At 71.1% G+C, this 23,669-nt stretch carries 24 protein-coding genes and 1 riboswitch; of the genes, 11 read left to right on the forward strand and 13 right to left on the reverse strand.

Translation table 11 applies throughout. From position 1 onward, the window contains the following. Positions 1-70: 70 nt before the first annotated feature. The 4 genes from KNO15_RS05540 to metG are packed head-to-tail and all read right to left on the reverse strand — an operon-like array spanning position 71 to position 4,417. Complete coding sequence (locus KNO15_RS05540) at positions 71-1,015, reverse strand: 4-(cytidine 5'-diphospho)-2-C-methyl-D-erythritol kinase (protein WP_241702421.1); 945 nt, start codon at positions 1,013-1,015, stop codon at positions 71-73. 44 nt (positions 1,016-1,059) lie between these two features. Then, positions 1,060-1,905 (reverse strand): 16S rRNA (adenine(1518)-N(6)/adenine(1519)-N(6))-dimethyltransferase RsmA, encoded by an 846-nt coding sequence (gene rsmA, locus KNO15_RS05545; RefSeq protein ID WP_241702422.1) that lies wholly within the window; start codon positions 1,903-1,905, stop codon positions 1,060-1,062. Beyond that, entirely contained in the window at positions 1,902-2,831 is a 930-nt protein-coding gene (locus KNO15_RS05550) for a TatD family hydrolase (protein ID WP_241702423.1), read from the reverse strand. Before KNO15_RS05550 ends, rsmA begins: the two co-directional genes overlap by 4 nt. Continuing rightward, the gene (metG, locus tag KNO15_RS05555) at positions 2,828-4,417 is read right to left on the reverse strand and encodes a methionine--tRNA ligase (RefSeq protein ID WP_241702424.1); all 1,590 of its coding nucleotides are present in this window, start codon (positions 4,415-4,417) and stop codon (positions 2,828-2,830) included. The genes KNO15_RS05550 and metG overlap by 4 nt, the downstream gene beginning before the upstream one ends. A gap of 120 nt (positions 4,418-4,537) precedes the next feature. Between metG and KNO15_RS05560 the strand changes: the two genes are divergently transcribed. Beyond that, positions 4,538-4,831 carry a hypothetical protein gene (locus KNO15_RS05560; protein WP_241702425.1) on the forward strand — a complete coding sequence of 98 codons (294 nt, stop codon included), beginning with the start codon at positions 4,538-4,540 and terminating at the stop codon, positions 4,829-4,831. Positions 4,832-4,842: 11 nt separating this feature from the next. Beyond that, complete coding sequence (locus KNO15_RS05565) at positions 4,843-5,235, forward strand: type II toxin-antitoxin system VapC family toxin (RefSeq protein WP_241702426.1); 393 nt, start codon at positions 4,843-4,845, stop codon at positions 5,233-5,235. Here the strand turns inward: KNO15_RS05565 and rsmI are convergent. After that, positions 5,232-6,053 (reverse strand): 16S rRNA (cytidine(1402)-2'-O)-methyltransferase, encoded by an 822-nt coding sequence (gene rsmI / locus KNO15_RS05570; protein WP_241702427.1) that lies wholly within the window; start codon positions 6,051-6,053, stop codon positions 5,232-5,234. The two genes, KNO15_RS05565 and rsmI, sit on opposite strands and share 4 nt — an antisense overlap. A gap of 25 nt (positions 6,054-6,078) precedes the next feature. Here rsmI and KNO15_RS05575 point away from each other — a divergent pair, with 25 nt between their 5' ends. Further along, the gene (locus KNO15_RS05575; RefSeq protein ID WP_241702428.1) at positions 6,079-7,716 is read left to right on the forward strand and encodes a dolichyl-phosphate-mannose--protein mannosyltransferase; all 1,638 of its coding nucleotides are present in this window, start codon (positions 6,079-6,081) and stop codon (positions 7,714-7,716) included. Positions 7,717-7,774: 58 nt separating this feature from the next. Then, the gene (locus KNO15_RS05580; RefSeq protein WP_241702429.1) at positions 7,775-9,364 is read left to right on the forward strand and encodes a S53 family peptidase; all 1,590 of its coding nucleotides are present in this window, start codon (positions 7,775-7,777) and stop codon (positions 9,362-9,364) included. Between the two features lie 76 nt (positions 9,365-9,440). Here the strand turns inward: KNO15_RS05580 and KNO15_RS05585 are convergent, their stop codons facing one another. After that, the gene (locus KNO15_RS05585) at positions 9,441-9,755 is read right to left on the reverse strand and encodes a DMT family transporter (protein WP_241702430.1); all 315 of its coding nucleotides are present in this window, start codon (positions 9,753-9,755) and stop codon (positions 9,441-9,443) included. A gap of 11 nt (positions 9,756-9,766) precedes the next feature. Further along, positions 9,767-9,832: riboswitch (guanidine-III (ykkC-III) riboswitch) on the reverse strand. Between the two features lie 148 nt (positions 9,833-9,980). On the opposite strand from KNO15_RS05585, the gene KNO15_RS05590 reads away from it, so the two are divergent. Both KNO15_RS05590 and KNO15_RS05595 read left to right on the forward strand, forming a co-directional pair. After that, the gene (locus tag KNO15_RS05590) at positions 9,981-11,279 is read left to right on the forward strand and encodes an O-acetylhomoserine aminocarboxypropyltransferase/cysteine synthase family protein (RefSeq protein ID WP_241702431.1); all 1,299 of its coding nucleotides are present in this window, start codon (positions 9,981-9,983) and stop codon (positions 11,277-11,279) included. A 128-nt stretch (positions 11,280-11,407) separates the two neighbouring features. Next, entirely contained in the window at positions 11,408-11,947 is a 540-nt protein-coding gene (locus KNO15_RS05595) for a CoA-binding protein (protein ID WP_374113154.1), read from the forward strand. A gap of 114 nt (positions 11,948-12,061) precedes the next feature. On the opposite strand, the gene KNO15_RS05600 is transcribed toward KNO15_RS05595, so the two are convergent. From KNO15_RS05600 to KNO15_RS05610, 3 genes are all read right to left on the reverse strand, one after another. Next, positions 12,062-12,505, reverse strand: coding sequence for a type II toxin-antitoxin system VapC family toxin (locus KNO15_RS05600; protein ID WP_241702432.1), 444 nt, complete (start codon positions 12,503-12,505; stop codon positions 12,062-12,064). Further along, complete coding sequence (locus KNO15_RS05605; protein ID WP_241702433.1) at positions 12,502-12,735, reverse strand: FitA-like ribbon-helix-helix domain-containing protein; 234 nt, start codon at positions 12,733-12,735, stop codon at positions 12,502-12,504. The genes KNO15_RS05600 and KNO15_RS05605 overlap by 4 nt, the downstream gene beginning before the upstream one ends. Before the next feature lie 248 nt (positions 12,736-12,983). Beyond that, a complete protein-coding gene (locus tag KNO15_RS05610; RefSeq protein WP_241702434.1) occupies positions 12,984-13,565 on the reverse strand; it encodes a class I SAM-dependent methyltransferase in 582 nt (193 codons plus the stop codon). 57 nt (positions 13,566-13,622) lie between these two features. On the opposite strand from KNO15_RS05610, the gene KNO15_RS05615 reads away from it, so the two are divergent. The 3 genes from KNO15_RS05615 to KNO15_RS05625 all read left to right on the forward strand — a co-directional run bounded on the left by KNO15_RS05615 (position 13,623) and on the right by KNO15_RS05625 (position 19,074). Continuing rightward, entirely contained in the window at positions 13,623-16,901 is a 3,279-nt protein-coding gene (locus KNO15_RS05615; RefSeq protein ID WP_241702435.1) for an AfsR/SARP family transcriptional regulator, read from the forward strand. A gap of 113 nt (positions 16,902-17,014) precedes the next feature. Next, positions 17,015-17,734 carry a class I SAM-dependent methyltransferase gene (locus KNO15_RS05620; RefSeq protein WP_241702436.1) on the forward strand — a complete coding sequence of 240 codons (720 nt, stop codon included), beginning with the start codon at positions 17,015-17,017 and terminating at the stop codon, positions 17,732-17,734. A 248-nt stretch (positions 17,735-17,982) separates the two neighbouring features. After that, positions 17,983-19,074 carry a DUF5937 family protein gene (locus tag KNO15_RS05625; RefSeq protein ID WP_241702437.1) on the forward strand — a complete coding sequence of 364 codons (1,092 nt, stop codon included), beginning with the start codon at positions 17,983-17,985 and terminating at the stop codon, positions 19,072-19,074. Between the two features lie 101 nt (positions 19,075-19,175). Here the strand turns inward: KNO15_RS05625 and KNO15_RS05630 are convergent, their stop codons facing one another. The 4 genes from KNO15_RS05630 to KNO15_RS05645 all read right to left on the reverse strand — a co-directional run bounded on the left by KNO15_RS05630 (position 19,176) and on the right by KNO15_RS05645 (position 21,909). Beyond that, a complete protein-coding gene (locus KNO15_RS05630) occupies positions 19,176-19,994 on the reverse strand; it encodes an ABC transporter permease (protein ID WP_241702438.1) in 819 nt (272 codons plus the stop codon). Beyond that, positions 19,991-21,010: an ATP-binding cassette domain-containing protein gene (locus KNO15_RS05635; RefSeq protein ID WP_241702439.1), complete on the reverse strand. Its 1,020-nt coding sequence runs from the start codon at positions 21,008-21,010 to the stop codon at positions 19,991-19,993. Before KNO15_RS05635 ends, KNO15_RS05630 begins: the two co-directional genes overlap by 4 nt. Positions 21,011-21,147: 137 nt before the next feature. Next, the gene (locus tag KNO15_RS05640) at positions 21,148-21,657 is read right to left on the reverse strand and encodes a Clp protease N-terminal domain-containing protein (protein ID WP_241702440.1); all 510 of its coding nucleotides are present in this window, start codon (positions 21,655-21,657) and stop codon (positions 21,148-21,150) included. 9 nt (positions 21,658-21,666) lie between these two features. Continuing rightward, entirely contained in the window at positions 21,667-21,909 is a 243-nt protein-coding gene (locus tag KNO15_RS05645; RefSeq protein ID WP_241702441.1) for a helix-turn-helix domain-containing protein, read from the reverse strand. Positions 21,910-22,000: 91 nt separating this feature from the next. Between KNO15_RS05645 and KNO15_RS05650 the strand changes: the two genes are divergently transcribed. Together KNO15_RS05650 and KNO15_RS05655 are read left to right on the forward strand one after the other, a co-directional pair. Beyond that, the gene (locus tag KNO15_RS05650) at positions 22,001-22,171 is read left to right on the forward strand and encodes a hypothetical protein (protein WP_241702442.1); all 171 of its coding nucleotides are present in this window, start codon (positions 22,001-22,003) and stop codon (positions 22,169-22,171) included. 76 nt (positions 22,172-22,247) lie between these two features. Beyond that, positions 22,248-23,633, forward strand: a complete 1,386-nt coding sequence (locus KNO15_RS05655; RefSeq protein ID WP_241702443.1) for an L-serine ammonia-lyase — start codon at positions 22,248-22,250, stop codon at positions 23,631-23,633. Positions 23,634-23,669 lie beyond the last annotated feature (36 nt).

Consider the following 23,669-nt stretch of genomic DNA (forward strand, 5'->3'; position numbering starts at 1 on the left):
CGGCACGGATCGGGCATCCTCGGGCATGGCCCCGGACGCGAGGGATACGGTCCGGGAGACGACTCAACAGTCAGTCGCCGATGACGCGGGCGCCGTGGACGGGGCCCGTCGCACGCACAGCGTGGATGCGCGACGCGCTGAGCGCGATCTGCAGGTCGAGCGCGTTGTCGAGGTCGGCCACCAGGAACGCGACGGTCGGTCCGGAGCCCGACACGATCCCGGCCAGCGCGCCGTTCAGCTCGCCGAGCTCGAGCACCTCGGCGATACTAGGCGCGAGGTGGATCGCCGGCGCCTGGAGGTCGTTGCTGAGCGCCTCCGCCAGCATCGCTGGGTCCCCCGCCCGGAGCGCGTGCAGCACCGGGGCGTCCACGCTCGGGCTGCGCTCGGCCGGGGCGATCTCGCCCGCATGGCGCTGGCGGTGCCGGTCGAGCTCGCTGTAGACGGCCGGCGTGCTGAGCTCCCCCTCGGGGAGGGCGAGCACCCAGTGGAACTGCCCGGTCGCCAGAGCGGGGCTGAGCCGGTCGCCGCGGCCGGTGCCGATCGCGGTGCCGCCGATCAGCGCGAACGGCACGTCGGCGCCCAGCCGTGCGGCCAGCGCCGACAACTCGTCGCGGCCGAGCTCGGTGCCCCAGAGCGCATCGCACGCGACGAGCGTCGCAGCCGCATCGGCCGAGCCGCCACCCATGCCGCCGGCGATCGGCACATGCTTGTCGATCTCGAGCCGCACCCCGCCGGTGTACCCGGTCTTCTTGGCCAGCAGCCGGGCCGCCTTGATCGCCAGATTGGTGCCGTCGGTGGCCAGGCCGCTGGTGTCGACGCTGCCCGCGAAGGTCACCGAGAAGTCATCGGCGTGGTGCGCGCGGACGTCCTCGTAGAGGGAGACCGCCTGATAGGCGGTGGCGACGTCGTGGTAGCCGTCTTCGCGCACGGCACCGACGCGCATGAACACGTTGATCTTGCCCGGAGCACGCACATGTACGGCATCCACGTCCCAGCCCGTACCCGCCTCGACCATGCCTCAAACCTACACACCGCACGGGCGCTCCGAGGACCACCCGATCAGGTGGTGGCGGCGAGTCTGACGAAGTCGTCGAGCTGCAGTTGCTCGCCGCGCAGCGACGGGCTGATGCCCGCCGCCTCCAGGGCCGTCGCCGCCGACGTCGGGTCGCCGAACACGACGGAGAGCGACTGGCGGAGGGTCTTCCTGCGCTGCTGGAACGCGGCGTCCACGAGGGCGAAGGTGCGCTTGCGCAGGGCCTCGTCGCCGCGCGGCTCCGAACGGCGGTCGAAGGCGACCAGCACCGAGTCCACGTTGGGGACCGGCCAGAAGATCTGCCGGCTGACGTTGCCCGCGGTGCGCCAGGTGCCGTACCACGCCGCCTTGACGCTGGGCGCCCCGTAGACCTTGGAACCCGGCCCCGCCGCGATGCGGTGGCCGACCTCCGCCTGCACCATCACCACTCCGGAGAGCAGGGTCGGGAAGGTCTCGAGGAAGTGCAGCAGCACCGGCACCGACACGTTGTACGGGAGGTTGGCGACCAGGCGGACCGGGCTCTCCGGGAGGTCGGTCACCGCCAGGGCGTCCCGGTGCACGACCGTCAGCCGATCGCGGACGGAGGGCGCCAGCTGCTCCACCGTGACCGGCAGCTGGGCGGCCAGCCGGCCGTCGATCTCGACGGCGACGACGCGCGCGCCCGCCTCCAGCAGCCCGAGAGTCAGTGATCCGAGGCCGGGCCCGACTTCGACCACGATGTCACCCTCTGCCACCTCCGCGACCCGCACGATGCGGCGCACGGTGTTGGCGTCGATGACGAAGTTCTGGCCGAGCTTCTTGGTGGGCGTGACGCCGAGGAGCTCCGCCAGGTCGCGGATCTCGGCGGGGCCGAGCAGTCGCAGCTCGCTCACGCGATGATCCCGATCGGCTCCGTCGGCGGCGCGCCGACGGGTTCGCTGTCCCAGCGCCCGTAGACGAGCTCGGTGTTGGAGTTGAGCTGCGCCGCGAGCGTGGAGGCGTCGGTGCCGATGGTCTCCGCCATCGCCCGCACCGTGTGCGGGATGAGGTAGGGCGCGTTCGGCCGGCCGCGGAACGGCGTGGGCGTGAGGAAGGGCGCGTCGGTCTCGACCATGATCAGGTGACGCGGCGCGACGCGCAGCGCCTCCCGCAGGCCCGGCGCGTTCTTGAACGTCACAGTGCCCGCGAACGACATGAACCAGCCGTTCTCCGCGCAGATCTCGGCGAGCTCGACGTCGCCGGAGAAGCAGTGGAAGACCGTCCGTTCCGGGGCGCCGACCCGCTTGAGCGTCGCCACGACCGCGGCGTGCGCGTCCCTGTCGTGGATCTGCAGGGCGATGCCGTTCTGCTTGGCGATCTCGATGTGCGCTTCGAAGGAGGCGAACTGCGCGTCGCGACGCGGGCCCTCCTCCGTGCGGAAGAAGTCGAGGCCGGTCTCGCCGACGGCCCGCACGCGCGGCCTCCCCGCCAGCTCGGCGATGACCGCGAGAGCGTCGTCCAGCTCCCCGCGCTCGGCATAGTCGGGAGCATCGTTGGGGTGCAGGGCGACGGCGGCGAGCATCCGGGGCTCGACCGCCGCCGTCTCGGCCGACCACCGCGACGTCTCGACGTCGTTGCCGACCTGGACGACCCCGCGCACGCCGACGCTCGACGCCCGGTCGAGCTGCTCGCGGTAGTCGAGGGGGTCGTTCCCGTCGGCGATCTCCAAGTGCGTGTGGTTGTCGTAGACGGGCACGACCAGCGCCTCCGGAAGTGGAGGGTAGGCGAGGTCGCGGCCGTCGGTGACGTGCCGCTGGCGGATGAACGCCGGGTCGGTCATGCCGCGGGCACCGCGTCCGCGTCGATCCGCGGGAACAGCGCCTCGAGACCGTTGACCTCGGTACCGGCGGCGAGCTGTCCCCAGTCGCCCGCACGGCGCAGCGGCTGCGCCTCCAGCGGCCCGAGCTCTGCGGACGCGCCGAGCGCCGTCCAGAGCTTGGCGGTCGCCTGCGGGATGACCGGCGAGAGCAGCACCGCGAGAGCGCGCAGGCCCTCCGCCGCCGTGTACAGGACGGTCTGGAGCCGCTCGCGCTTGGTGTCGTCCTTCGCGAGACTCCACGGCTCCTGCAGCGTGATGTAGCCGTTCAGCTCGTCGACGACGGTCCACACCGCGGCGAGGGCGTCGTGGATCGCCAGCTTGCCCATCGCGGCGTCGGCGTCGGCCGCCGCCTTCCCGACGACCTGCTGCACGTGGAGGTCCGCCTCCTCGTACGCGGCCGCCGGCGGGACGATGCCCTCGAAGTAGCGGGTCACCATGGCGATCACGCGCGACGCGAGGTTGCCGAACCCGTTCGCCAGCTCGGCCTGGTAGCGCGCCGCGAGGTCCTCCCAGCTGAACGAGCCGTCCTGCCCGAAGTTGATGGCGCGCAGGAAGTAGTAGCGGAACGCGTCGGAGCCGAAGGTGTCGGTGATCTGCGTCGGCGCGATGCCGGTGAGCTTCGACTTGGACATCTTCTCGCCGCCGACCAGGAGCCAGCCGTGGCCGAACACCTGGTGCGGAACCTCCAGGCCGGCCGCCATCAGCATCGCGGGCCAGATCACGGCGTGGAACCGCAGGATGTCTTTGCCGACCAGGTGGGTGGCGGGCCAGCGGCGCTCGAAGTTCTCGTCGTCCTGCCCGTAGCCGACCGCGGTCACGTAGTTGAGCAGCGCGTCGAACCACACGTAGACGACGTGCGACTCGTCCCACGGCACCTTGATGCCCCAGTCGAAGCTGGAACGCGAGATCGACAGGTCGCTGAGGCCCTGGCGCACGAACGAGACGACCTCGTTACGGGCCGACTCCGGCTGGACGAACTCCGGCCGCTCCTCGTAGAGGGCCAGCAGCCGGTCGGCGAAGTCGCTCATGCGGAAGAAGTAGTTCTTCTCCTGCAGCAGCTCCAGCGGCTTCGAGTGGATGGCACAGACCTTCTGGCCGGCGTACTCCCCCGTGCCGTCGACGATCTCGCTCTGCGGCTTGAACTCCTCGCATCCGACGCAGTACAGCGCCTCGTACTCGCCCGCGTAGATGAAGCCGTCGTCGTAGAGCTTCTGCAGGAACTTCTGCACGTTCTTCTCGTGCCGCTCGTCGGTGGTGCGGATGAAGTCGTCGTTGGCGATGTCGATGGTCTTCAGCAGCGGCAGCCACTCGTTGGTCACCAGCCGGTCGGCCCACTCCTTGGGTGTGGTGCCGTTGGCGGTCGCGGTGCGCAGGATCTTCTGGCCGTGCTCGTCTGTGCCGGTGAGCAGCCAGGTGTCGTCGCCGGCCTGACGGTGCCAGCGCGCGAGCACGTCCGCGGCGACCTCCGTGTACGCGTGCCCGATGTGCGGGACGTCGTTGACGTAGAAGATCGGCGTGGTGATGTAGAACGCGGAGCCGTCGGACATGCTGACTATCCTACGGGCGCGCGAGGGGTGGGCCGGCGTTGTTACTCGCGCTGCTGTCACGCGGCAAATTCGGAGCTGAACGGAATAGAATCAGAGCCGAATCTTCCGAACGGAGCAGAAATGTCGCTCACCGCTGCCGAAATCGATCGACTCCCTCACGTCCCGATCACCACCTTCAAGGCGAATCCCGCCCACTATCTGACGTCCGGCGCAGCCGTGACCACGCACGGCCGCGTGAGTGCAGCGTTCGTCCCCGTCGCCGATGACGCCGAGAAGGGCTCCGACGCCGCACTCGAAGGCGCAAAGGCACGACTCCGGCTCCTCGCGCGACTCGCCGACGCCGACCTCGTCGCAGAAGAGCTCGAGCGCCTGAGCGCATCCCGAGACGCGGACGCCGTCGGAGAAGCCCGGTGATCGTGCGGGGGATGCTCGACACGAGCGTGCTGATCAGCGGGATACCCGACCACATCATCGACGAGCTTGGCTCGTACCGCTCGTCCACGGTCTGTCGCGGCGAGCTCATGCAAGGACTCTTCTCGTTCCAGGCCGACCCTCGCCGCAAAGCGGCCGCCAGCCAACGGCACGAACTGATCGCGACGCTGGACGACCTCCCGGAGTTCTGGTTGGACTTCGACCGGGCGGCGTCCGACGGCTACGGAACGCTCACCGCCCGACCGCGAACCGCGATCAGGCAGAAGGACGCGCTCATCGCCGCTCACGCCTACGCCGTCGGCGTCCCGCTTCTCACCGAGGACGCGGGATTCAGCCGTTTTCCCGACGTCGAGGTGGTCATCGTCCCGTCGAACCGTACGCCCTAGGCTTTCCGCGCCTCCAGGGCCGCCTGGTACAGATCGCGGCGCGACAGGCCGGTGGCCTCCGCGACCTCGGCGGCCGCGTCCTTCAGCCGGACGCCGTCGGCGACGAGCGCGAGCACCTGGTCGAGCGCCGTGGCCGGATCGGCCTCCCGCGCCGGCGCGCCCGCGACGACGACCACGATCTCGCCGCGCACGCCCTCGGCCGCCCACTCCGCCAGCACCGCGAGCGGGCCGCGGCGCACCTCCTCGTGCAGTTTGGTCAGCTCCCGGCAGACGACGGCCCGGCGTTCGCCGCCGAAGACCTCGGCGAGATCGGCGAGCGAGGCCGCCAGCCGGTTGGGCGACTCGAAGAACACCATCGTGCGCTGCTCGGCAGCGAGCGCCCGGAGCGCGGAGAGCCGCTCCCCCTGCTTGCGCGGCAGGAAGCCCTCGAACGTGAAGCGGTCGGTGGGGAGGCCGGAGACGGCGAGCGCGGTGAGCACGGCGCTCGGCCCCGGGATCACCGTCACGTCGACACCCGCAGCGGCAGCGGCCTCCACCAGCGGGAAGCCGGGATCGGAGACGGTCGGCATGCCGGCGTCGGAGAGCACCACGACGTCCTGGTCGCGGGCGAGCTCCACGAGCTCGGTGGCGCGCTCCCGCTCGTTGTGCTCGTGGAGCGCGATGAGGCGCGGCCGGTTGTCGATGCCGAGCCCGGCGAGCAGCCGCTGCGTGACGCGGGTGTCTTCGGCCGCGACGACCGTCGCGGAGGCGAGCACCTCGACCAGACGGGCGGAGGCGTCGCCGAGGTTCCCGATCGGCGTCGCGGCGAGGATGATCATGGGTCCAGTCTGTCAGGATGTCCTGGTGAGCTCCCCTTACCCACTCGCCGGCGACACGGTGTCCTCTGCGCCGACCGCCGCGCACGTCGCGCCGGAGCGCACCGGCAGCCGGCTGGACGACTGGTGGGCGCGCGTCCTGCGCACTCCGCTGCGGCTGAAGCTCTGGTACTGGGGAGCACCGCTCGGGGTCACCCTTCTGGCAGCGATCCTGCGGCTGTGGGACCTCGGCTCGCCGCACGTGCTGGTCTTCGACGAGACCTTCTACGTCAAGGACGCCTGGAGTCTGTTCCACCTGGGTTACGAGGGCAGCTGGCCCGACAAGGCCGACCAGTCCTTCGCCGCCGGGAACACCGACATCTTCTCCTCGGCGCCCTCGTTCGTCGCGCATCCTCCACTCGGCAAGTGGATCATCGCCCTCGGCATGGCGGCGACCGGCGCAGGCAACTCCTTCGGCTGGCGCCTGTCGACCGCGATCGTCGGCATCCTGGCGGTGCTGGTGGTGTTCCTGATCGCCCGGATGCTCTTCAGGTCGACGATCCTGGCGACCATCGCCGGGTTCCTGCTGGCGATCGACGGGCACGCGATCGTGATGAGCCGCGTCGCGCTGCTCGACAACATCGTGATGTTCTTCGCGCTGCTGGCCTTCGGCTGCGTGCTGCTGGATCGCCGCTGGCACGCGACCCGGCTGGCGGCACGGGTGGCCGCGGAACGCTCGGCCGGCCGCGACCCCGCCTGGGGTCCGGTGATCTGGTGGCGGCCGTGGCTGATCTCGGCGGGTATCCTCACCGGGCTCTGCGCCGGGGTGAAATGGAGCGGCTTCTACTTCCTCGCGTTCTTCGCCGTGTACACCGTGATCGTCGACCTGGTGGCCCGCCGGCGCGCGGGGATCGCCTTCTACATCAGCGGCGCGATCCTCAAGCAGGCTCCGGCGACCTTCGTGCTGATGGTGCCGATCGCGTTCGCCTCCTACCTCGCGACCTGGACGGGCTGGCTCGTGACCACCGGCGGCTACTACCGCGACTGGGCCGAGTCGGTGCACGCCCAGTGGACGGGCGGGCTCGCCTGGGTGCCGCTGTGGTTCCAGAACCTCTGGCACTACCAGTCCGAGATGTACGGCTACAGCATCAACCTGCACGTTCCGCACCCGTACCAGGCGAACCCGCTGACGTGGCTGCTCATGATCCGGCCGACCAGCATGTACTACACCGGAAACGCGTACGGGCAGGCCGGTTGCACCGCGCCGGGAGGCTGCTCGGCGGCGATCACCTCGCTCGGCAACCCGATCATCTGGTGGGCAGCTGCGGCTGCCGTGCTCTACCTCGTCTACCGGCTCGCGCGCTACCGCGAGTGGCAGTACGGCCTCATCCTCACCGGGCTCGCCGCCGGCTACCTGCCGTGGTTGCTCTACATCAACCGCACGATCTTCCAGTTCTACTCGATCGCCTTCGAGCCCTACCTCATCCTGGGACTCGCGGCGGTCGTCGGCATCGTGCTCGGACGGCGCACCGACCCCGAGCATCGCCGCAGACGCGGGATCGCCTGGACGGCGGTGTTCCTCGCCGTGGTGACGGCGGTGAGCGTGTTCTTCTGGCCGCTCTGGACGGCGCAGCAGGTGCCGTTCTGGTACTGGCAGATCCACATGTGGCTGCCCAGCTGGGTCTGAGACCCTCCTCAGCCTCCGGCCGTTCCCGCTGTCGGCACCCGGTGGTAGACCGTGGGGTATGGATGCCGAAGAGCCGCTGAACCTCGTCCCCCTTCCCGGAAGCGAACGGCCGGAGCGCACCGGCTACCGGGCGCACGGGGCGCTCTCGCCCGAGGCGCCCGTGGAGGCCACACTGATCCTGCGCCGCAGGGCGCCGCTGCCGGCCGACGCCTTCACATCGCCGCTGACCGCGCAGGAGCTGGGCGAGCGCTACGGCGCGTCTCCGGGGGACCTCCAGCTCGTGGTCTCCACGCTTGCGCGGCTCGGCGTGACGATCGACGAGGAGAACGCGGCAGAGCGGCGCGTGCGCGTCTCCGGGCCGGCGGCGGTCCTCGCGCGCGTCTTCGGAACCGACCTCGCGGAGTCCCGGCCGGCCGACGCGGGCGCGGACGCCCCGAGCTACCGCCAGCGCACCGGCGGGCTCAGCATCCCGGCAGAGCTCGACGGCGTGGTGACCGCCGTCCTCGGGCTCGATGACCGACCGCAAGCGCGTGCGCAGTTCCGCGTCGCTCGCCCGGCCGCCGTGACGACGAGCTACACCCCGCCCCAGCTGGGCGCGGTCTACGACTTCCCCGCGGGAACCGACGGCAGCGGGCAGACGATCGCGATCGTCGAACTCGGCGGCGGCTACGTGCAGTCGGACCTCGACACGTACTTCGCCGGCCTGGGCATCCCTACGCCGTCGGTCACAGCCGTGGGGGTCGACGGCGGCGCGAACGTGCCGGGCCAGGACCCGAACGGGGCCGACGGGGAGGTGATGCTCGACATCGAGGTCGCAGGCTCCCTGGCACCCGGAGCGTCGATCGTCGTCTACTTCGCCCCCAATACCGACGCCGGGTTCCTCGACGCGGTCAGCACGGCGGCGCACGCGACGCCGACGCCCGCGGCCATCAGCATCAGCTGGGGGCAGTCGGAGGATCAGTGGACGGCCCAGGCGCGGACCGCCTTCGACCAGGCTCTGCAGGACGCGGCGGCGCTCGGGGTGACCACCACGGTCGCCGCCGGCGACGACGGCAGCAGCGACCGGGTCGGCGACGGCAAGGCGCACGTGGACTTCCCCGCCTCGTCGCCGCACGCCCTCGCCTGCGGGGGGACCCGCCTGGACGCCGACACGTCCACCGGCACCGTGCGCTCGGAGACGGTGTGGAACAACGGAACGGGCAACGGCGCGACCGGCGGCGGGGTGAGCGCGGTGTTCGCCCTCCCGTCGTGGCAGGGCACCGTGGGCGTGCCGCTCGGGCCGGGAGGCACGGACGCCGGTGGGGCGGCCAACGGCCCCGGAGGCCGCGGGGTGCCCGACGTGTCGGCCGTGGCCGACCCGCAGACCGGCTACCGGGTGCGGGTCGACGGGAGAGACCTGGTCATCGGAGGCACGAGCGCGGTCGCGCCTCTCTGGGCGGCACTGATCGCGCGCCTCGCCCAGTCGACGGGGAAGCGGTTCGGGTTGGTGCAGCCGGCGCTCTACGACTCCATCCGGGCCGGCCAGGTCGCGGCGGGCTTCCGCGACATCACCTCCGGCGACAACGGTGCGTATGCGGCCGGCGCCGGCTGGGATGCGTGCACCGGCCTCGGGGTGCCGGACGGGGCGCGGCTGCTGGCGGCGTTGTAGCGGGTCCGGTCGCACGCTGTGTCGCACGGGGCGGCGGTCAGCTGGAGCGGGCGGACACGCCGCGGGCCAAGCGGGCTCAGTGCACCAGCTTGAGCCCGATCACGCACGCCACGAGGCCGAGGATGAGCAGGAGCTTCAGCAGCGAGAAGCCGTCGCCGCCGAAGATCATGGCGTAGAGGACGGTGAGCCCGGCGCCGATCCCGACCCACACGGCGTACGCGGTGCCGGTCGAGATCTCGCGCATCGCGTAGGCCAGCCCGGCCATGGAGGCGACGAGCGCCACCCCGAAGACCACACTCGGCCAGAGCCGGGTGAAGCCGGCGGACTTTCCGAGGGCGGTGGCCCAGACGGCTTCGAGCACGCCGGAGACGATGAGGACGATCCAGGACACGAGGACGACTCCTTGGCCAGTCTTGTCGCGTTCCGGGTACTGAACCGTCGTCCGGGATCGCAGTCGCCGCGATCCCCTCCACGCTACAACAGCGGTCTGGGCACGAGCAGTGCACCGGAGCCCGCGTACGCACGCGAGCGTACGGCGCCCGCGTTCGGGTGAACCATGTCCGCGTATTACGACCGCCGCCCCCGGCGCCCGGGGAGCCTCCGGTAGCGTGGCCGCATGGCTGATCGCGAATATGGTTTCCGGACGCGTGCGATCCACGCGGGCAACATCCCCGACCCCGTGACCGGTGCCCGCGCACTCCCGATCTACCAGACCAGCGCTTTCGTGTTCGACGACACCGCCGACGCTGCAGCGCGATTCGCGCTGCAGAAGTACGGCAACATCTATTCGCGTCTCGCGAACCCGACCGTCGCCTCCTTCGAGGAGCGGATCGCGAGCCTCGAGGGCGGACTGGGTGCCGTCGCGACCGCGAGCGGCCTGAGCGCCCAGTACATCACCTTCGCTTCCCTGGCCGGGGCCGGCGACCACATCGTGGCGTCCGCGAACCTCTACGGCGGATCGATCACTCAGCTCGACGTCACCCTCCGCCGATTCGGCGTCGACACGACCTTCGTGCAGAGCTCGGACCCGGCCGACTACGCCGCGGCCATCAACGACCGCACGAAACTCGTCTTCGCCGAGACGATCGCCAACCCGTCCGGCGAGATCGCCGACATCGAGGGCCTGGCCGCGGTCGCCCACGCCGCCGGAGTCCCCCTGATCATCGACTCGACCATCGCCACGCCGTATCTGAACCGCCCGATCGAGTGGGGCGCCGACATCGTCATCCACTCGGCGACCAAGTTCCTGGGCGGCCACGGCACGACCCTCGGCGGTGTCGTCGTCGAGAGCGGTCGCTTCGACTGGCACACGGACAAGTTCCCGCTGTTCGGCGAGCCCGTCCCGTCGTACGGCGGGCTGGAGTGGTCGGGCAACTTCGGCGAGTACGCGTTCCTCACCCGGCTGCGCGCCGAGCAGCTGCGCGACATCGGCCCGTCGCTCGCCCCGCACTCGGCGTTCCTCCTCGCCCAGGGCGTCGAGACGCTGCCCTACCGCATCCAGGCGCACGTGGACAACGCCCGCGCCGTCGCCGAATGGCTCGACGCCGACCCGCGCATCGAGAAGGTCTTCTGGGCCGGCCTGCCGGATCACCCGCACCACGGGCGAGCGCAGAAATACCTGCCCCAGGGTCCCGGCAGCGTGTTCTCGTTCGTCGTCGCCGGCGGCAGGGAGGTCGGCCAGCGCCTGATCGAGTCGTTGAACCTCGCGAGCCACCTGGCGAACATCGGTGACGCGAAGACGCTCGTCATCCACCCCGCCTCCACGACGCACGCACAGCTGACCGAGCAGCAGCTCCTCGACGCCGGCGTGCTCCCGGGCGTGGTGCGCATCAGCGTCGGCATCGAAGACGTCGACGACATCATCTACGATCTGGACCAAGCGCTCAGCGCAGCGCTGAAGGAGACGGCAGCATGACGACGACGCACCAGGAGACGAACGCCACCGCGACCGCTCCCACCGGAGCGGAGCTCAGCGGCCAGAACCCGACCGGCCACGCCGACCCGCGTGGGACCACGGACGCCGAACTCACAGACGTGCAGCTGGTGAACGGCCTCAGCTGCTCCGTCCCCGCGGACTCCCCCCTTGCGAAGCTGCTCAAGTCGCAGCGCACCTGGACCGGACCCGACGCCAAGGAACGCCTGCGCATCCTGCGCAACGCGAAGTCCGTCGCGATCGTCGGCGCGTCGTCCAACCCGACGCGCTCGAGCTACTTCGTCGGCACGTACCTGCTGCAGTCGACCGACTTCCGGGTCTACTTCGTCAATCCGAACGCCGACACCATCCTGGGCCGCCCCGCTTACCCTGACCTGGCCTCCCTCCCCGAAGTCCCGGACATCGTGGACGTGTTCCGGCGTCCGAGCGACGTGCCGGGCGTGATCGATGAGGCGGCCGCCCTCGGTGTTCCGACCGTCTGGGTGCAACTCGGCATCTGGAACCAGGAGGCCGCGGAGTACGGGGAGTCGCTCGGCCTCACGGTGGTGATGGACCGCTGCATCAAGATCGAGCACGCCCGATTCCACGGCGGGCTGCACCTGCTCGGCTTCGACACCGGACAGATCACGGCACGCAAGACCATTCGCTGACGCTCACGGGCCGCCGACGCGCACGCACGCGCGCCGACCGCACCGCAGCTCATGCGGGCAGCACCTCCCTTCGCGCCGGCTCTGCAAAACCATCCACTCCGCGCCGTATCGGGCTCAGCGCGCATCGACCACCTCCACGCGCCGAACCCGGGCCGCCGGCAGCGCCTCGACCGCGCGCGCGAGTCGGCCGTCGCTGGTGACGAGCGGAGCGGTGAGCAGCTCCGCGAGGGCGACGAAAGCCGCGTCGAACGCGCTCATGCCCGCTCGGAGCTCCCAGACCCGGTGCTCGACGCTCTCGAACGGCCAGGACTCGATGGGCAGTTCCAGCAGCTCCGCGTAGGCCATGGACGCTTCGCCGTCGCTGAGGAGTCCGCGCAGCTTCAGTTCTCGAAGGACGTTCGCGGCTTCGGCGAACATGACATCGGGCGCCGCGAGGTCGCGGCCCCGCAGACGTTCGGCGACCGCCCGGCCCGCCTCGGACGGATCGATGAGCAGGTCGACCAGCGCACTGGTGTCGACGACGACCGTCTCGGGCAGTCCGGCGGCGGCGCTGATCATTCACGACCCCTTGCGATGATGCCGAGGACGACCTCCCGATCGATCGGAGGATAGTGCTCTGCCCGTTGGCGGATGCTGTCGAGGACATCGTCGATGGCGCGTCTGCCGGCGAGGCGGGTGAGTTCATGCACGAGGTACTCCTGAAGTGATCTGCCCGAACGGGCCGCGCGGGCCGCGAGCTCGTCGCGGACCTCGTCGGGAGCCGAACGGATCGTGATGGAAATGGGCATGCATGCATTTGAGCAGCAGGGGTGGCATTGTGCAGGTCTCCTTCTGTGCGGATGTCGATGTCGCGGGTGCGTGCGGCCCCTTTCGGGCGCTCACCGTGTATCCATCGTGCTCGGGCCCGACCACCTGCCGCGCAGTCTCCGCGAGATCTGTGGAAAAGCCGCTCAGAGCCCGGACTGGGGAGGAGCAGCGGGCCACGGAGCAGCAGGCTCGACCGGCACGACGCCCCCACCCCCGCCCCCGCCCCCGCTCACGCCCGCGCCACGATGTGGAACACGTGCCAGTGCTTGGGTCCCTCGAACGACATCCCCCGACGGTCGTCCTCCACCAGCCGGAGCACGTCGAGCCCCGTGAGCATCGCCTCGACCCCGGCGCGATCGTGGAAGTTCATGCCGGGCCGCCCGTACCACTCGTCGTGAGGGCCGAACAGCTCCCCCGCGAACAGCCCGCCCGGCTCGATCGCATCGCGGATGTCCGCCCACAGGTACGGAAAGCTCGTCGGATCGCAGAACGGGAGGGCGAACCCCGCGTACACCAGGTCGGCCCTCGGCAGCTCGCCCAGGCCCTCGAAGGTCGCACACCGGGTCTCGACGCGCGAGGACGCCTCCGTGTCGAGACCCTCCCTGACGCGGTCGTCGACGCCGGGATCGGAGTCGATCGCCAGCACGTGCCACCCGCGCTCCGCGAGCTCGCGCGTCTCGACGCCGTCGCCGCACCCGAGGTCGATCGCGAGACCCGGTCCGTCGCTCCACCCGTCGAGAGCGGCTTCGAACGTGGGACGCACCCCGCGTCCGCCCTGCTTCTCGTAGAACTGCGACCAGTCGAACGCCATGGGCTGAGCCTACGCGCGGTGACCCGCGGGACGCGCCGCCCTGGCTAAGATCGGCGAGTGGATTCCGCACCCGCCCGCCTCCGTGTCGCCGTGCTCGGCCCGGTGCTCGTCGAAGACCGTACGGGCGCCCTCGCCGAGCCGTCCGGCGCCCGCGGGAAGAGCCTCGTGGTGGCGCTGGTGCTGGCCCGCGGTGCGGCCTCGGTGGCGGCGCTGGTCGAGGCCCTCTGGGACGACGCGCCCCCGCGACAGGAGCGTGCCGCCCTGCAGACCCTGGTCTCCCGGGTGCGGACGAGCAGCGCCGACGGCCTACTGGAGTCGACCCCGTCCGGCTACACGCTCGCGGTGCAGGCCGACGGCACCGACCTCGGGCTCGCGCGCATCCTCCTCGAGCGGGCGCGGGCCGCGCGCGAGGCGGCCGATCATGCCGCGGCCGTGAGCGCGGCGAGCGCCGGACTCGCGCTGTGGAGGGGCGAACCGGGGCTGGAGCTGAGCGGCACCCGGCTGGCGGACGAGCTCGCCAAAACGGCTCGCGAGCTGCGCTCCGAGCTGCTCGCGGTTCGCGCGGGTGCGGCACGCGACGCGGGTGACCCGGTGACCGCGCTGGCCGACCTCCAGCCGCTGCTCGCCGAGCGCCCCTACGACGAGTCTCTGCACGCCGAGAGGATACGCGCGCTCGCTGATGCGGGCCGTCGCAGCGACGCCCTGCTGGCGTTCGCCGAGCTCAAGGAGGCCCTGCTCGACCGGCTCGGCACGCGTCCGGGGCCCGACCTGGTCGCACTCAACGCGCGCCTCCTCGCCGAGGAGGACGAGCGCGAGCCGATCGCGCCGCGCCGCGTGCGGATCGGGTTGCGCACGGCCCCGAACGCGCTCGTCGGCCGGGAGTACGACCTCGACGCCGTCGAGGACCTCGTCGCCACCTCGCGCCTGACGACGATCCTGGGAGCGGGCGGCCTCGGCAAGACGCGCCTGGCCAACGAGGTCGGCCAGCGCGCCATCCACACGCCCGCCGTGATCGTGGTCGAGCTGGCGAGTGTGCGTACCGGCGACGACGTCGAACTGGCGTTCGCGTCCACCCTCGGGATCCGCGAGGCCAGGGCGACCCGGCTCGCCGACCCCGGCGCGCAACTCGATCTGCGTTCCCGCATCCTCGGGCTGCTCTCGGAGCGGGAGACACTCCTCATCGTCGACAACTGCGAGCACATCGTGGATGCCGCGGCCGCGTACGTCGAGGACATCCTCTCGTCGACACCCACCGTGCGGGTGCTCGCCACCAGCCGAGCGCCGTTGTCGATCGGCGCCGAGCGCGTCTACGCCCTCGGTCCGCTGCCGTCGGAGGACGACGGGCCCGCCGTCGAGCTGTTCGCCGAGCGGGCGCGGGCGGCACGCCCCGGCGTCGTGTTGCCGCCAGAGGCCGTCGCACGGCTGTGCGCACGGCTCGACGGCCTCCCCCTCGCCATCGAGCTCGCCGCCGCCAGGACCCGCTCGCTGTCGGTGGAGGAGATCGAACGCCGGTTGGGCAACCGCTTCGCTCTCCTGACCGGGGGCGACCGCACCGCCCCGGAGCGCCACCGCACCCTGTTCGCGGTCATCGACTGGAGTTGGAACCTCCTCGGCGCGTCGGAGCAGTCGCTGATGCGCCGGCTCTCGGTGTTCCCCGACGGGTTCAGCTCCGAGGCGGCAGAAGCTGTCGCGGGCGCCGGCGGCGCGTCGGTGCTCGACGATCTCGATGCGCTCGTCGCGCAGTCGCTCGTGACGGTATCGGAGGACGCCGAGACCGGAATCCTCCGCTACCGGATGCTGGAGACCGTGCGCGAGTTCGGCGACCTGGAGTTGACCTCGGCCGGCGAGGCAGACGAGGTGCGTGCCGGCGTGGACGCCTGGGCCATCGGCTTCGCACGCAGTGCGCTCGCCCGCATGCACGGCCCTGAGCAGGTGCCGACGTTCGCCAGGGTGACGGCCGAGCAGGACAACCTCGTGGCGGTGCTGCGCTCGGCCATCGACGGCCGACGACAGGCGACCGCCGCCGCCGTGTTCGCGGTGCTGGCGTACTACTGGTCGCTGCGGAGCACCCACACCGAGGTTCTCGGTTTCGGCCCGGCAGTGATGGAGGTGCTGTCGGGCTGGGAGCCCGAGAGCGACGACCGCGAGGCGGCGGCCGCGTGCTACGCGCTCGTCGGCGGCACGTTCCTCTTCGCGGGGCTGCGCACGGCCGTCCGTGCCATCTCCCGGCTGCGGAGGTTGCGCCGTGACCGGCCGTTCGCGGATCCGCGGCTCGATGCGATCGCAGAGCTCGTGCTCTCGGCCGGCCACGTCGAGCCGGGGATGCGGCTGCTCGCGGAGTTCCGCCGCTCGCGCGACCCCGAGCTCGCGGCGATGGGCAGCCTGCTCACCGCGCAGCTGCAGGAGAACGCGGGCGAGCTCGACGAGGCCCTGGTCGTCGCCGCCCACGCCCATGCCAAGGCCCTGGAGGCCGAGGACGCGTGGTCGATCGCGTCGGCGGCGCAGGCGCTCGCCCAGCTGCACAGCCAGCTCGCGCATCCACGCGACGCGCTCGAGTGGGCCGAACGCGCCCGCTCGGGACTTGCGCTGCTCCAGGCGACCGGAGACCTGCGTCAGCTGGACTGGCTGATCGCCGTCAACTCGATCTCGGCCGGCGACATCGCCCGGGGCAGGGGGCTCCTGGAGAACTATCTGTACGAGGAGGTCGACCGCACCGGATTCGACTACGTCGACTACTACGGCATCGGCTTCGCCGGCCTGGCCGAGATCGCGCTGGCGGAGGGCGACTTCACCGAGGCCGTCCGGCTCTACGAGGAGGCGATCGGCGTCTACCTCGATGACACGGCCGCGGACCGGGACGTGATCGCCAACCCCTGGCTGACGATCCTGGGAGCAGCCCTGGTCGCCGCCCGGCTCCGGGCGCAGGAGGCCGACCCCGACCTCCTCGGCCGCGGCGACACCGCCGCAGCGGCATGGCGGTTGCGCACGCGCGTCCTGGTGAGCGCGCGCCTGAACCCGCCCTACCTCGACAAGCCGGTCGTCGGCACCGGACTTCTCGGTTTCGCGATCTGGATGCTCGACACCGAGGTCGGCGCCGCCGGCGGAGACACGTGGGTCGACGCCGGACTGGAGCTGTTCGCCCTGGCGGGGCGGTCCAACTCGCGGCAGGACATCGAGAGCCTGAGGCGGGCTCCGCTCGCCGCGCGGGTGCGCCAGTCGTGGGGCGAGGATCGGCTGGCGGCGGCGCAGGCGACGGCGTCGGGGCTGAGCAGGGACGCCGCGGCCGTGCGCGGGTTGCAGCTGCTGGCGGAGGTCACGCCTCCTGCTGCCGGCTGACGGGAACACCGGTCGACGGCACCGCCGGTCGACGGCGACAGGCCGGCGCTCGCACCTCAACCTCCCGGTTCCCTCGTCCCGCGTCGGGCGAGCGGAGCGCATACGCTGTCCGGATGGGATTCCTCGCCCTGCTCGGCCGGGTCAACGCCGCCCACCCGTGGTCGCACAATGACGCCTTCGCGGGGTTCGTGCTCAGGCAGGCGCGCGCGGTGCGACGCGGTGGTGGCGGCGCCGCGCTCGATGTGGGTTGCGGCACCGGCACCCTGCTGAAGCGCCTCTCCGGGGTGTTCCCCACGGTGATCGGGATCGAGCCCGATGCTGCCGCCGCGGCGGTAGCCGCCGAGCGTTGCCGCACGTCCGCGGTCCGCGTCGAGAACAGGGGGTTCGGGCACGAGCGACCGGCGGCCTACGATCTGATCGTCTTCGTGGCCTCCCTGCACCACCTCGCGCTGAGGGATGCACTGGAGGAGGCGCGCGCCGCGGTGCGACCGGGTGGCCGCGTCGTCATCGTCGGCCTGGCGAGGGAGACGCAAGCCGACGCCCTGCGCTCGGCGGTATCGCTTCTGCTGAACCCGCTCATCGGCCTCGCACGTCACCCGGCCCGGGCGACGCGGAGGTCGGCGCACGTGCATGCGCCGACCGCCGATCCGGCCGAGACGTTCGAGGAGGTCCGCGACGTGGTCCGCCGTGTGCTGCCCGGCATCCGCCTGCGTCGGCGCCTGTTCTGGAGGTACACCGCGTCGTGGTCCGCACCCCGGGACCGGTCTGCGACGCGGGATCCTCAGAGCCAGAGTCGCGCGCGTTCCGCTGCGGCGCGCGCGGCGGAGGCGTAGTCCAGGCGTTCCTGAAGGGCACGAGCCCGTGCCGTCCGCGACGGCGTCCGCTCCCGCCGGAGTATCCACCGGGCCGGGACCAGGCGCCACCACACGCTCGCGGGCAGTGCTGCGAATCGACACGGAGGACGGAGCTCTTTGATCGTCATGACGTCACTCTCGTGCGGCGGTGTCGCCCTCCGCGCTCCGATTGACGATCATCGTCAATCCGTCTTCGCGGCCGCGGAAAAGGTTGCGAGGATGACCGCATGAGCGTCTCGATCGATGTCACGCGCGTCTCCCCCACCGGCTATCGGTTCGCCCCGTCCCCGCTCGCCGAGCTGGGTTCGGCCGTGCATCTGCTGATGGAGCCCGCGCACCATCCCGCTCAGAACGGCTGGGTGTCGTCGGTGGCGGCGGCCATCGAGCCGCACCTGCTCGATCGGCTCATCGAAGCGGATTTCCTCTGGCGGACCTCGCGGGCCGACATGCTGCTCCCGGCCGAGCCGGGGGCGACCCTGGCCGACGAGCTCGACGCGATGGACGCGTTCAGCGACGAGACCTGGGTGTCCGCGGCACTGCTGACCAGCAGCTGTGGCACGGTTCCCCTGTACCGGGACCTCGGCTCGCCCCTCGTCGACCCGGCGGCCCGCGAGCTCGCCCGCGACCGCGCCCTCGCCCGAGGGCCGCGCCAGATCGACTTCGTCGACTACGTCCTGACGGATCCCGCTCGCGCCCGCGCACTGGTGCGCCGGCTGCTCGAGGACTGTGAAGCGGCGTTCTTCGCCGACGTCTGGAAGCAGCTCCTCCCCCGGCTCACCGCGGATTCGCGGTTCAAGCACGATGTGCTGGCGACCACGGGGCTCCGGGGCCTCGTCGGCACTCTGTCGCCGGCCATCGCCCTCGACGACGCCGGGACCCGGATCGTGGTGGACAAACTGCAGGACAACGCGACGACGGCCGATGAGAGCGGGGTCACCTTCCTGCCGAGTGTGCTCGGCCATCCCCACCTCCTGGTGGTGCACGCTCCGGGATGGCGGCCGGTCATCCAGTACCCGGTCTCCGGGGTGAGGATGCCGCCGCCCTCGACCACAATCGAGCTGATCCAGGAACGCCTGCACGCACTGGACAACCCCGTGCGCCTCCGTCTGGCCCGGAGCCTGATCCGCGGCCCGCACACCACGGCCGACCTCGCGGAGAGCTGGAGCCTGAGCGCACCGGAGGTCTCGCGACACCTCGCGATCCTGAAGCAGGCCGGCTTCGTGACGACGTCACGTCGTGGGAGATACGTCGTCTATGTGTTCGATGCCGTCGCCGCCGCGCGCCTCGGCCGCGACATGGTCGAGGCCTTGCTGCGCTGAGCGCACGGCGGGGAGTCACGCCGCCCGATTCCACCTGGCGCGCAGAGCGGCCGCCGCCTCCCTCCGCAGGAGACGACGGCCGCTGACCGTGGAGCGGGAGGCTATGCCTTCCGCATGTAGGCGCGCACCGTGAGCGGGGCGAAGACCGCGACGATGACCGCAGCGCCCAGGAGCGCCCACCAGCCGTCGGCGCCGAAGGTGCCGTTGTTGGCGAGGTCGCGCACCGCGGTCACCAGGTGCGAGACCGGGTTGATGTTGACGAACCACTGCAGCCAGTCCGGCAACGACTTCACCGGAACGAACGCGTTGGAGAAGAACGTCAGCGGGAAGAGCACCAGGAACGAGATGCCCTGGACCGACCCGGCGGTGCGAGCGATCACCCCGAAGAAGGCGAAGATCCAGCTGATCGCCCACGCGCAGACGATCACGAGGAGTCCGGCCAGGACCACGAACCCGAGACCAGCGGCGGGCCGGTAGCCCATGAAGAATCCGGTGATGAACGTGATCGTCGTCGCGATCGCATAGCGCAGCGTGTCGGCGAGCAGCGCACCGGAGAGTGGTGCGATGCGGGCGATCGGCATGGACTTGAAACGGTCGAACACCCCCTTGTCCATGTCCTCCCGCAACTGCACACCCGTGACGACCGAGGTCGTGATGACCGTCTGGGCGAGGATGCCGGGGATCAGGTAGGGCAGGTAGCTCGAGACGCTTCCGGTGATCGCGCCGCCGAACAGCAGCGCGAACATGATCGTGAAGATGATCGGCTGCAGCGTCACGTCGAACAGCTGCTCGGGCGTCCGCTTGATCTTCAGGAGGCCGCGGTGGGCCATCGTGATCGTGTTCGACAGCGTCTGGCCGAGACTGACGTGGTTCTTCAGGTTCCGCTCGGACGGCGGGGTGATGGTGGCGATGGCGCTCATGCCCTGGCTCCTTCTGACATCGTGGCCTTCTCGGTCTCGGCGGACCCGGCGTCGGTGGCTTCCTCGTCTTCGACGCCGTGGCCGGTGAGCGTCAGGAACACCTCGTCGAGGGTCGGCTTCTGCACCGACATCTCCTGCAGATGGATGCCGGCCTCGCGGAACGTGATGAAGAGGTCGGTGACGGCGTCGGCGTCGCGCATCGGCGCGGTGAGCCGCGAGCCCTCCGGCGAGACGACGGCCTCCACGCCGAGCACCGTGGCGATGGCCCGCCGGGCGTCCTCGATGTCGGCGGGGTCGGTCAACCGCAGTTGCAGGGAGGACTCGCCCACCGATGCCTTGAGTTCGTCGGCGGTGCCCTCGGCGACCACGCGGCCACGGTCGATGACCGCGATGCGGTCGGCGAGCTGGTCGGCCTCGTCCAGGTACTGCGTGGTGAGCAGCACCGTCGAGCCGGTGGAGACCAGGCGCCGGATGGTGTCCCACATCTGCGCGCGGGTGCGGGGGTCGAGCCCCGTGGTCGGCTCGTCGAGGAAGATCAGCGGCGGCTGAGCGATGAGGCTGGCCGCCAGGTCGAGGCGGCGCCGCATACCGCCGGAGAATTTCTTCAGCGGCCGCTTGGCGGCATCCGTCAGCCCGAACTCCTCGAGGAGCTCTGCGGTCTTGGCCTTGGCCTCCCGACCGCTCAGGCCGAGCAGACGGGCGAAGATCATGAGGTTCTCGTTGGCCGAGAGCGTCTCGTCGACCGATGCGAACTGCGCGGTGACGCCCAGGAGCTGGCGGACGACCTGCTGCTCTTTGCGGATGTCGTGCCCGAAGACGAAGGCGTCGCCTCCGTCGGGCCGCAGCAGGGTGGCGAGCATGGAGATGGTGGTGGTCTTCCCGGCGCCGTTCGGGCCGAGGACACCGTAGACGGTGCCGGCGCGGACGTTCAGGTCGACACCGTCGACCGCCCGGTTGTCGCCGAAGACCTTGACGAGCCCGTGGGCCTCGACGGCCCACTCGGTGCTGCGAGTCATGGTGGTCCTTCCTGATGAGGTGGATGAGTCGATGGTCGCCTGGCGCGCTTACACCGCGCTTACGGCGTGCTTACAGAGCCGCTTCCGGACTGTAAGCGGCGACGAAAGAAGGGATGGTGGGCCGGGCGGGGTGCGCCTCAGCCGATGTCGCGGACGGCGGCGACGACCGCCGGCCGGTCGACGCCCGCGAGGATCAGCGCGCGGGGCACGGTGCCGAGCTCCAGCCCGAGGATCGCGGTCAGGAGGTCGGCCTCGCCCGAACGCTGGCGGCGGTGCGCCGATGCGACGCGGTGCGCGCGCGTCAAAGCCTCCTTGGCGGACGCCCCCCAGCGCGGACGGGCGACCCGCGGGGAGGCGACGAGGCGTTCCTCCCCCAGCGGTTCGACGCCGGCCACCCGAAGACTGGCCTCGCGCTCGGCGAGCAGGGCGGCCTCCACGCCGGCGGGGTCGAGGCCTGCCGACGCGAGCACGTCGCGCACCGGGCTGCTGCCGTCGCGGGAGAGCGCGAGGAGCAGGTGCTCGGCTTCGACGAGGGTGGAGTTGCGTCGCTGGGCTTCGGTGACGGAGGCGACCACGACCGCGCGCACCGCCTTGGAGAGCGGCTGGCCCGGTGCGTTGTTGGCGGTTCCTGGAGGGGTGTCGGACATGTCGTCTCCTCAGTTGTGGCGGCGGCGCAGAGCGACGCCGGCCGCGGCGACGCGGCGCAGGTGCTTCTTGTGCACGGCTTGGCGGGTGACGCCGAGGGCGTCGGCGATCTGGGTCCAGCTCCAGCCGTCGCGGAGGGCTCGTTCGACCTCCGCGTCTTCTAGCCGGTCGGCGAGCTCGCGGAGCGCGACGACCGCGGCGAGGCCGTCGGCGACGCCGCCGAGCGGGTCGGGTGCTGAAAGTGGAGGGTTCATGGAAGCAACTGTAGTTGCTTAATCCAATTTGTCAACTTAAGTTGCTTCGCTGTGCTGCCGCGAGCGGTCGACCGCGCGTATCCTGGCGCACATGGACATCGGCGTCGGCACAGCCGTCTGGCTCGGGGATCGGCCCGGGGTGGTGGTGGAAGGACCGGACGAGGGCGGTCAGTTCCTCGTGGAGTACTCGACCCTGGACGGCGGCCTGGAGAGCATCTGGTGCCCGCCCGGCGACGCCCGGGTCCAACCGCGTCGGCCGTGAGTTTCGCGCAGGAAATCCGCGCGGATGCGCACCTTGGCGCGCAAATCCCGCGTGCGCAGCGACGTACACTGATGAAGTGACAGCGTACGTCTCCGCCTTCGACCTGTTCTCGATCGGCATCGGCCCCTCGAGCTCGCACACCGTCGGACCTCTGCGGGCAGCGAAGGCGTTCGCCGACCGGCTCGTCGCCGACGACCTCCTCGACCGGGTCGACCAGGTCACCTGCACCCTCTACGGATCCCTCGGCTCCACCGGGATCGGACACGGCACCCCCGACGCGGTCGTCGCCGGCCTGCGCGGCAACGAACCGGAGAACTGCCGGCCCGACGACGTGCGCCGGGCCTGGTCCGGCATCGAGCAGGGCGCGACCCTGCTCCTGGCCGGCCGTCGCGAGATCCCGCTGTCGAAGAACGACATCGACTTCGAGCCGCGCACGCGCCTCCCCGGCCACCCCAACGCCCTCACCCTGCGCGCTTGGGGCCGCGCGGCCGACGGCGCGCGCGAGCCGCTGCCGCTGCTGGAGGAGACCTACTATTCGATCGGCGGGGGTTTCATCCGTCGCGACGGCGAGGAGGCCGACCTCGCGGCCCGCGCCGCCCACCCCCTCCCCTACGACTCGGCCGAGGAACTCCTCGCCATCTGCGAGCAGCTCGACATCCCCATCTGCGAGGTGGCGCGCCGCAACGAGGTCGCGCTGCACGGCGTGGCGGCGACCGACGCACGCCTCGACCTGATCTGGGAGGCCATGGCCGAATGCGTGGCGCGCGGTCTCGCCGGCGACGGCACCCTCCCGGGCGGCCTCGGCGTCAAGCGACGCGCCGCCGCCATGCGGGAGCACCTGGAGAGCGTGCAGGACGAGCCGGGCCGCGCGACGTCGCTGGAGTGGCTGCACGCCTTCGCGCTCGCGGTGAACGAAGAGAACGCCTCGGGAGGCCGCGTCGTCACCGCGCCGACCAACGGCGCAGCGGGCATCGTTCCCGCCGTCGCCCACTACTACCTCCGCTTCGTCCCCGGCGCCTCGCTCGACGGCATCCGCAAGTACCTCCTCACCGCGACGGCGATCGGGTCGCTGTTCAAGGCGAACGCCTCGATCTCCGGCGCGGAGGGCGGATGCCAGGCGGAGGTCGGGTCGGCGTGCGCCATGGCGGCGGGAGCGCTCTGCGCCGTGCTCGGCGGAACGCCCAGGCAGGTGGAGAACGCGGCCGAGATCGCGATGGAGCACCATCTCGGCCTGACCTGCGACCCGGTCGGCGGGCTCGTGCAGATCCCGTGCATCGAGCGCAACGCGATCGCCTCCTCCACGGCGGTCTCCGCCGCCCGGCTCGCGCTGCACGGCGACGGATCGCACCTGGTGTCGCTGGACACCGTCATCGAGACGATGCGGCAGACCGGCCTCGACATGTCGACGAAGTACAAGGAGACCAGCGAAGGCGGGCTGGCGGTCAACGTCATCGAGTGCTGAGCACGTGGGCCCCCGACTTCGTGCCGCTTCGGTGCG

This window comes from Leifsonia shinshuensis (assembly GCF_022606355.1).
GTDB classification, from domain to species: domain Bacteria; phylum Actinomycetota; class Actinomycetes; order Actinomycetales; family Microbacteriaceae; genus Leifsonia; species Leifsonia shinshuensis_B.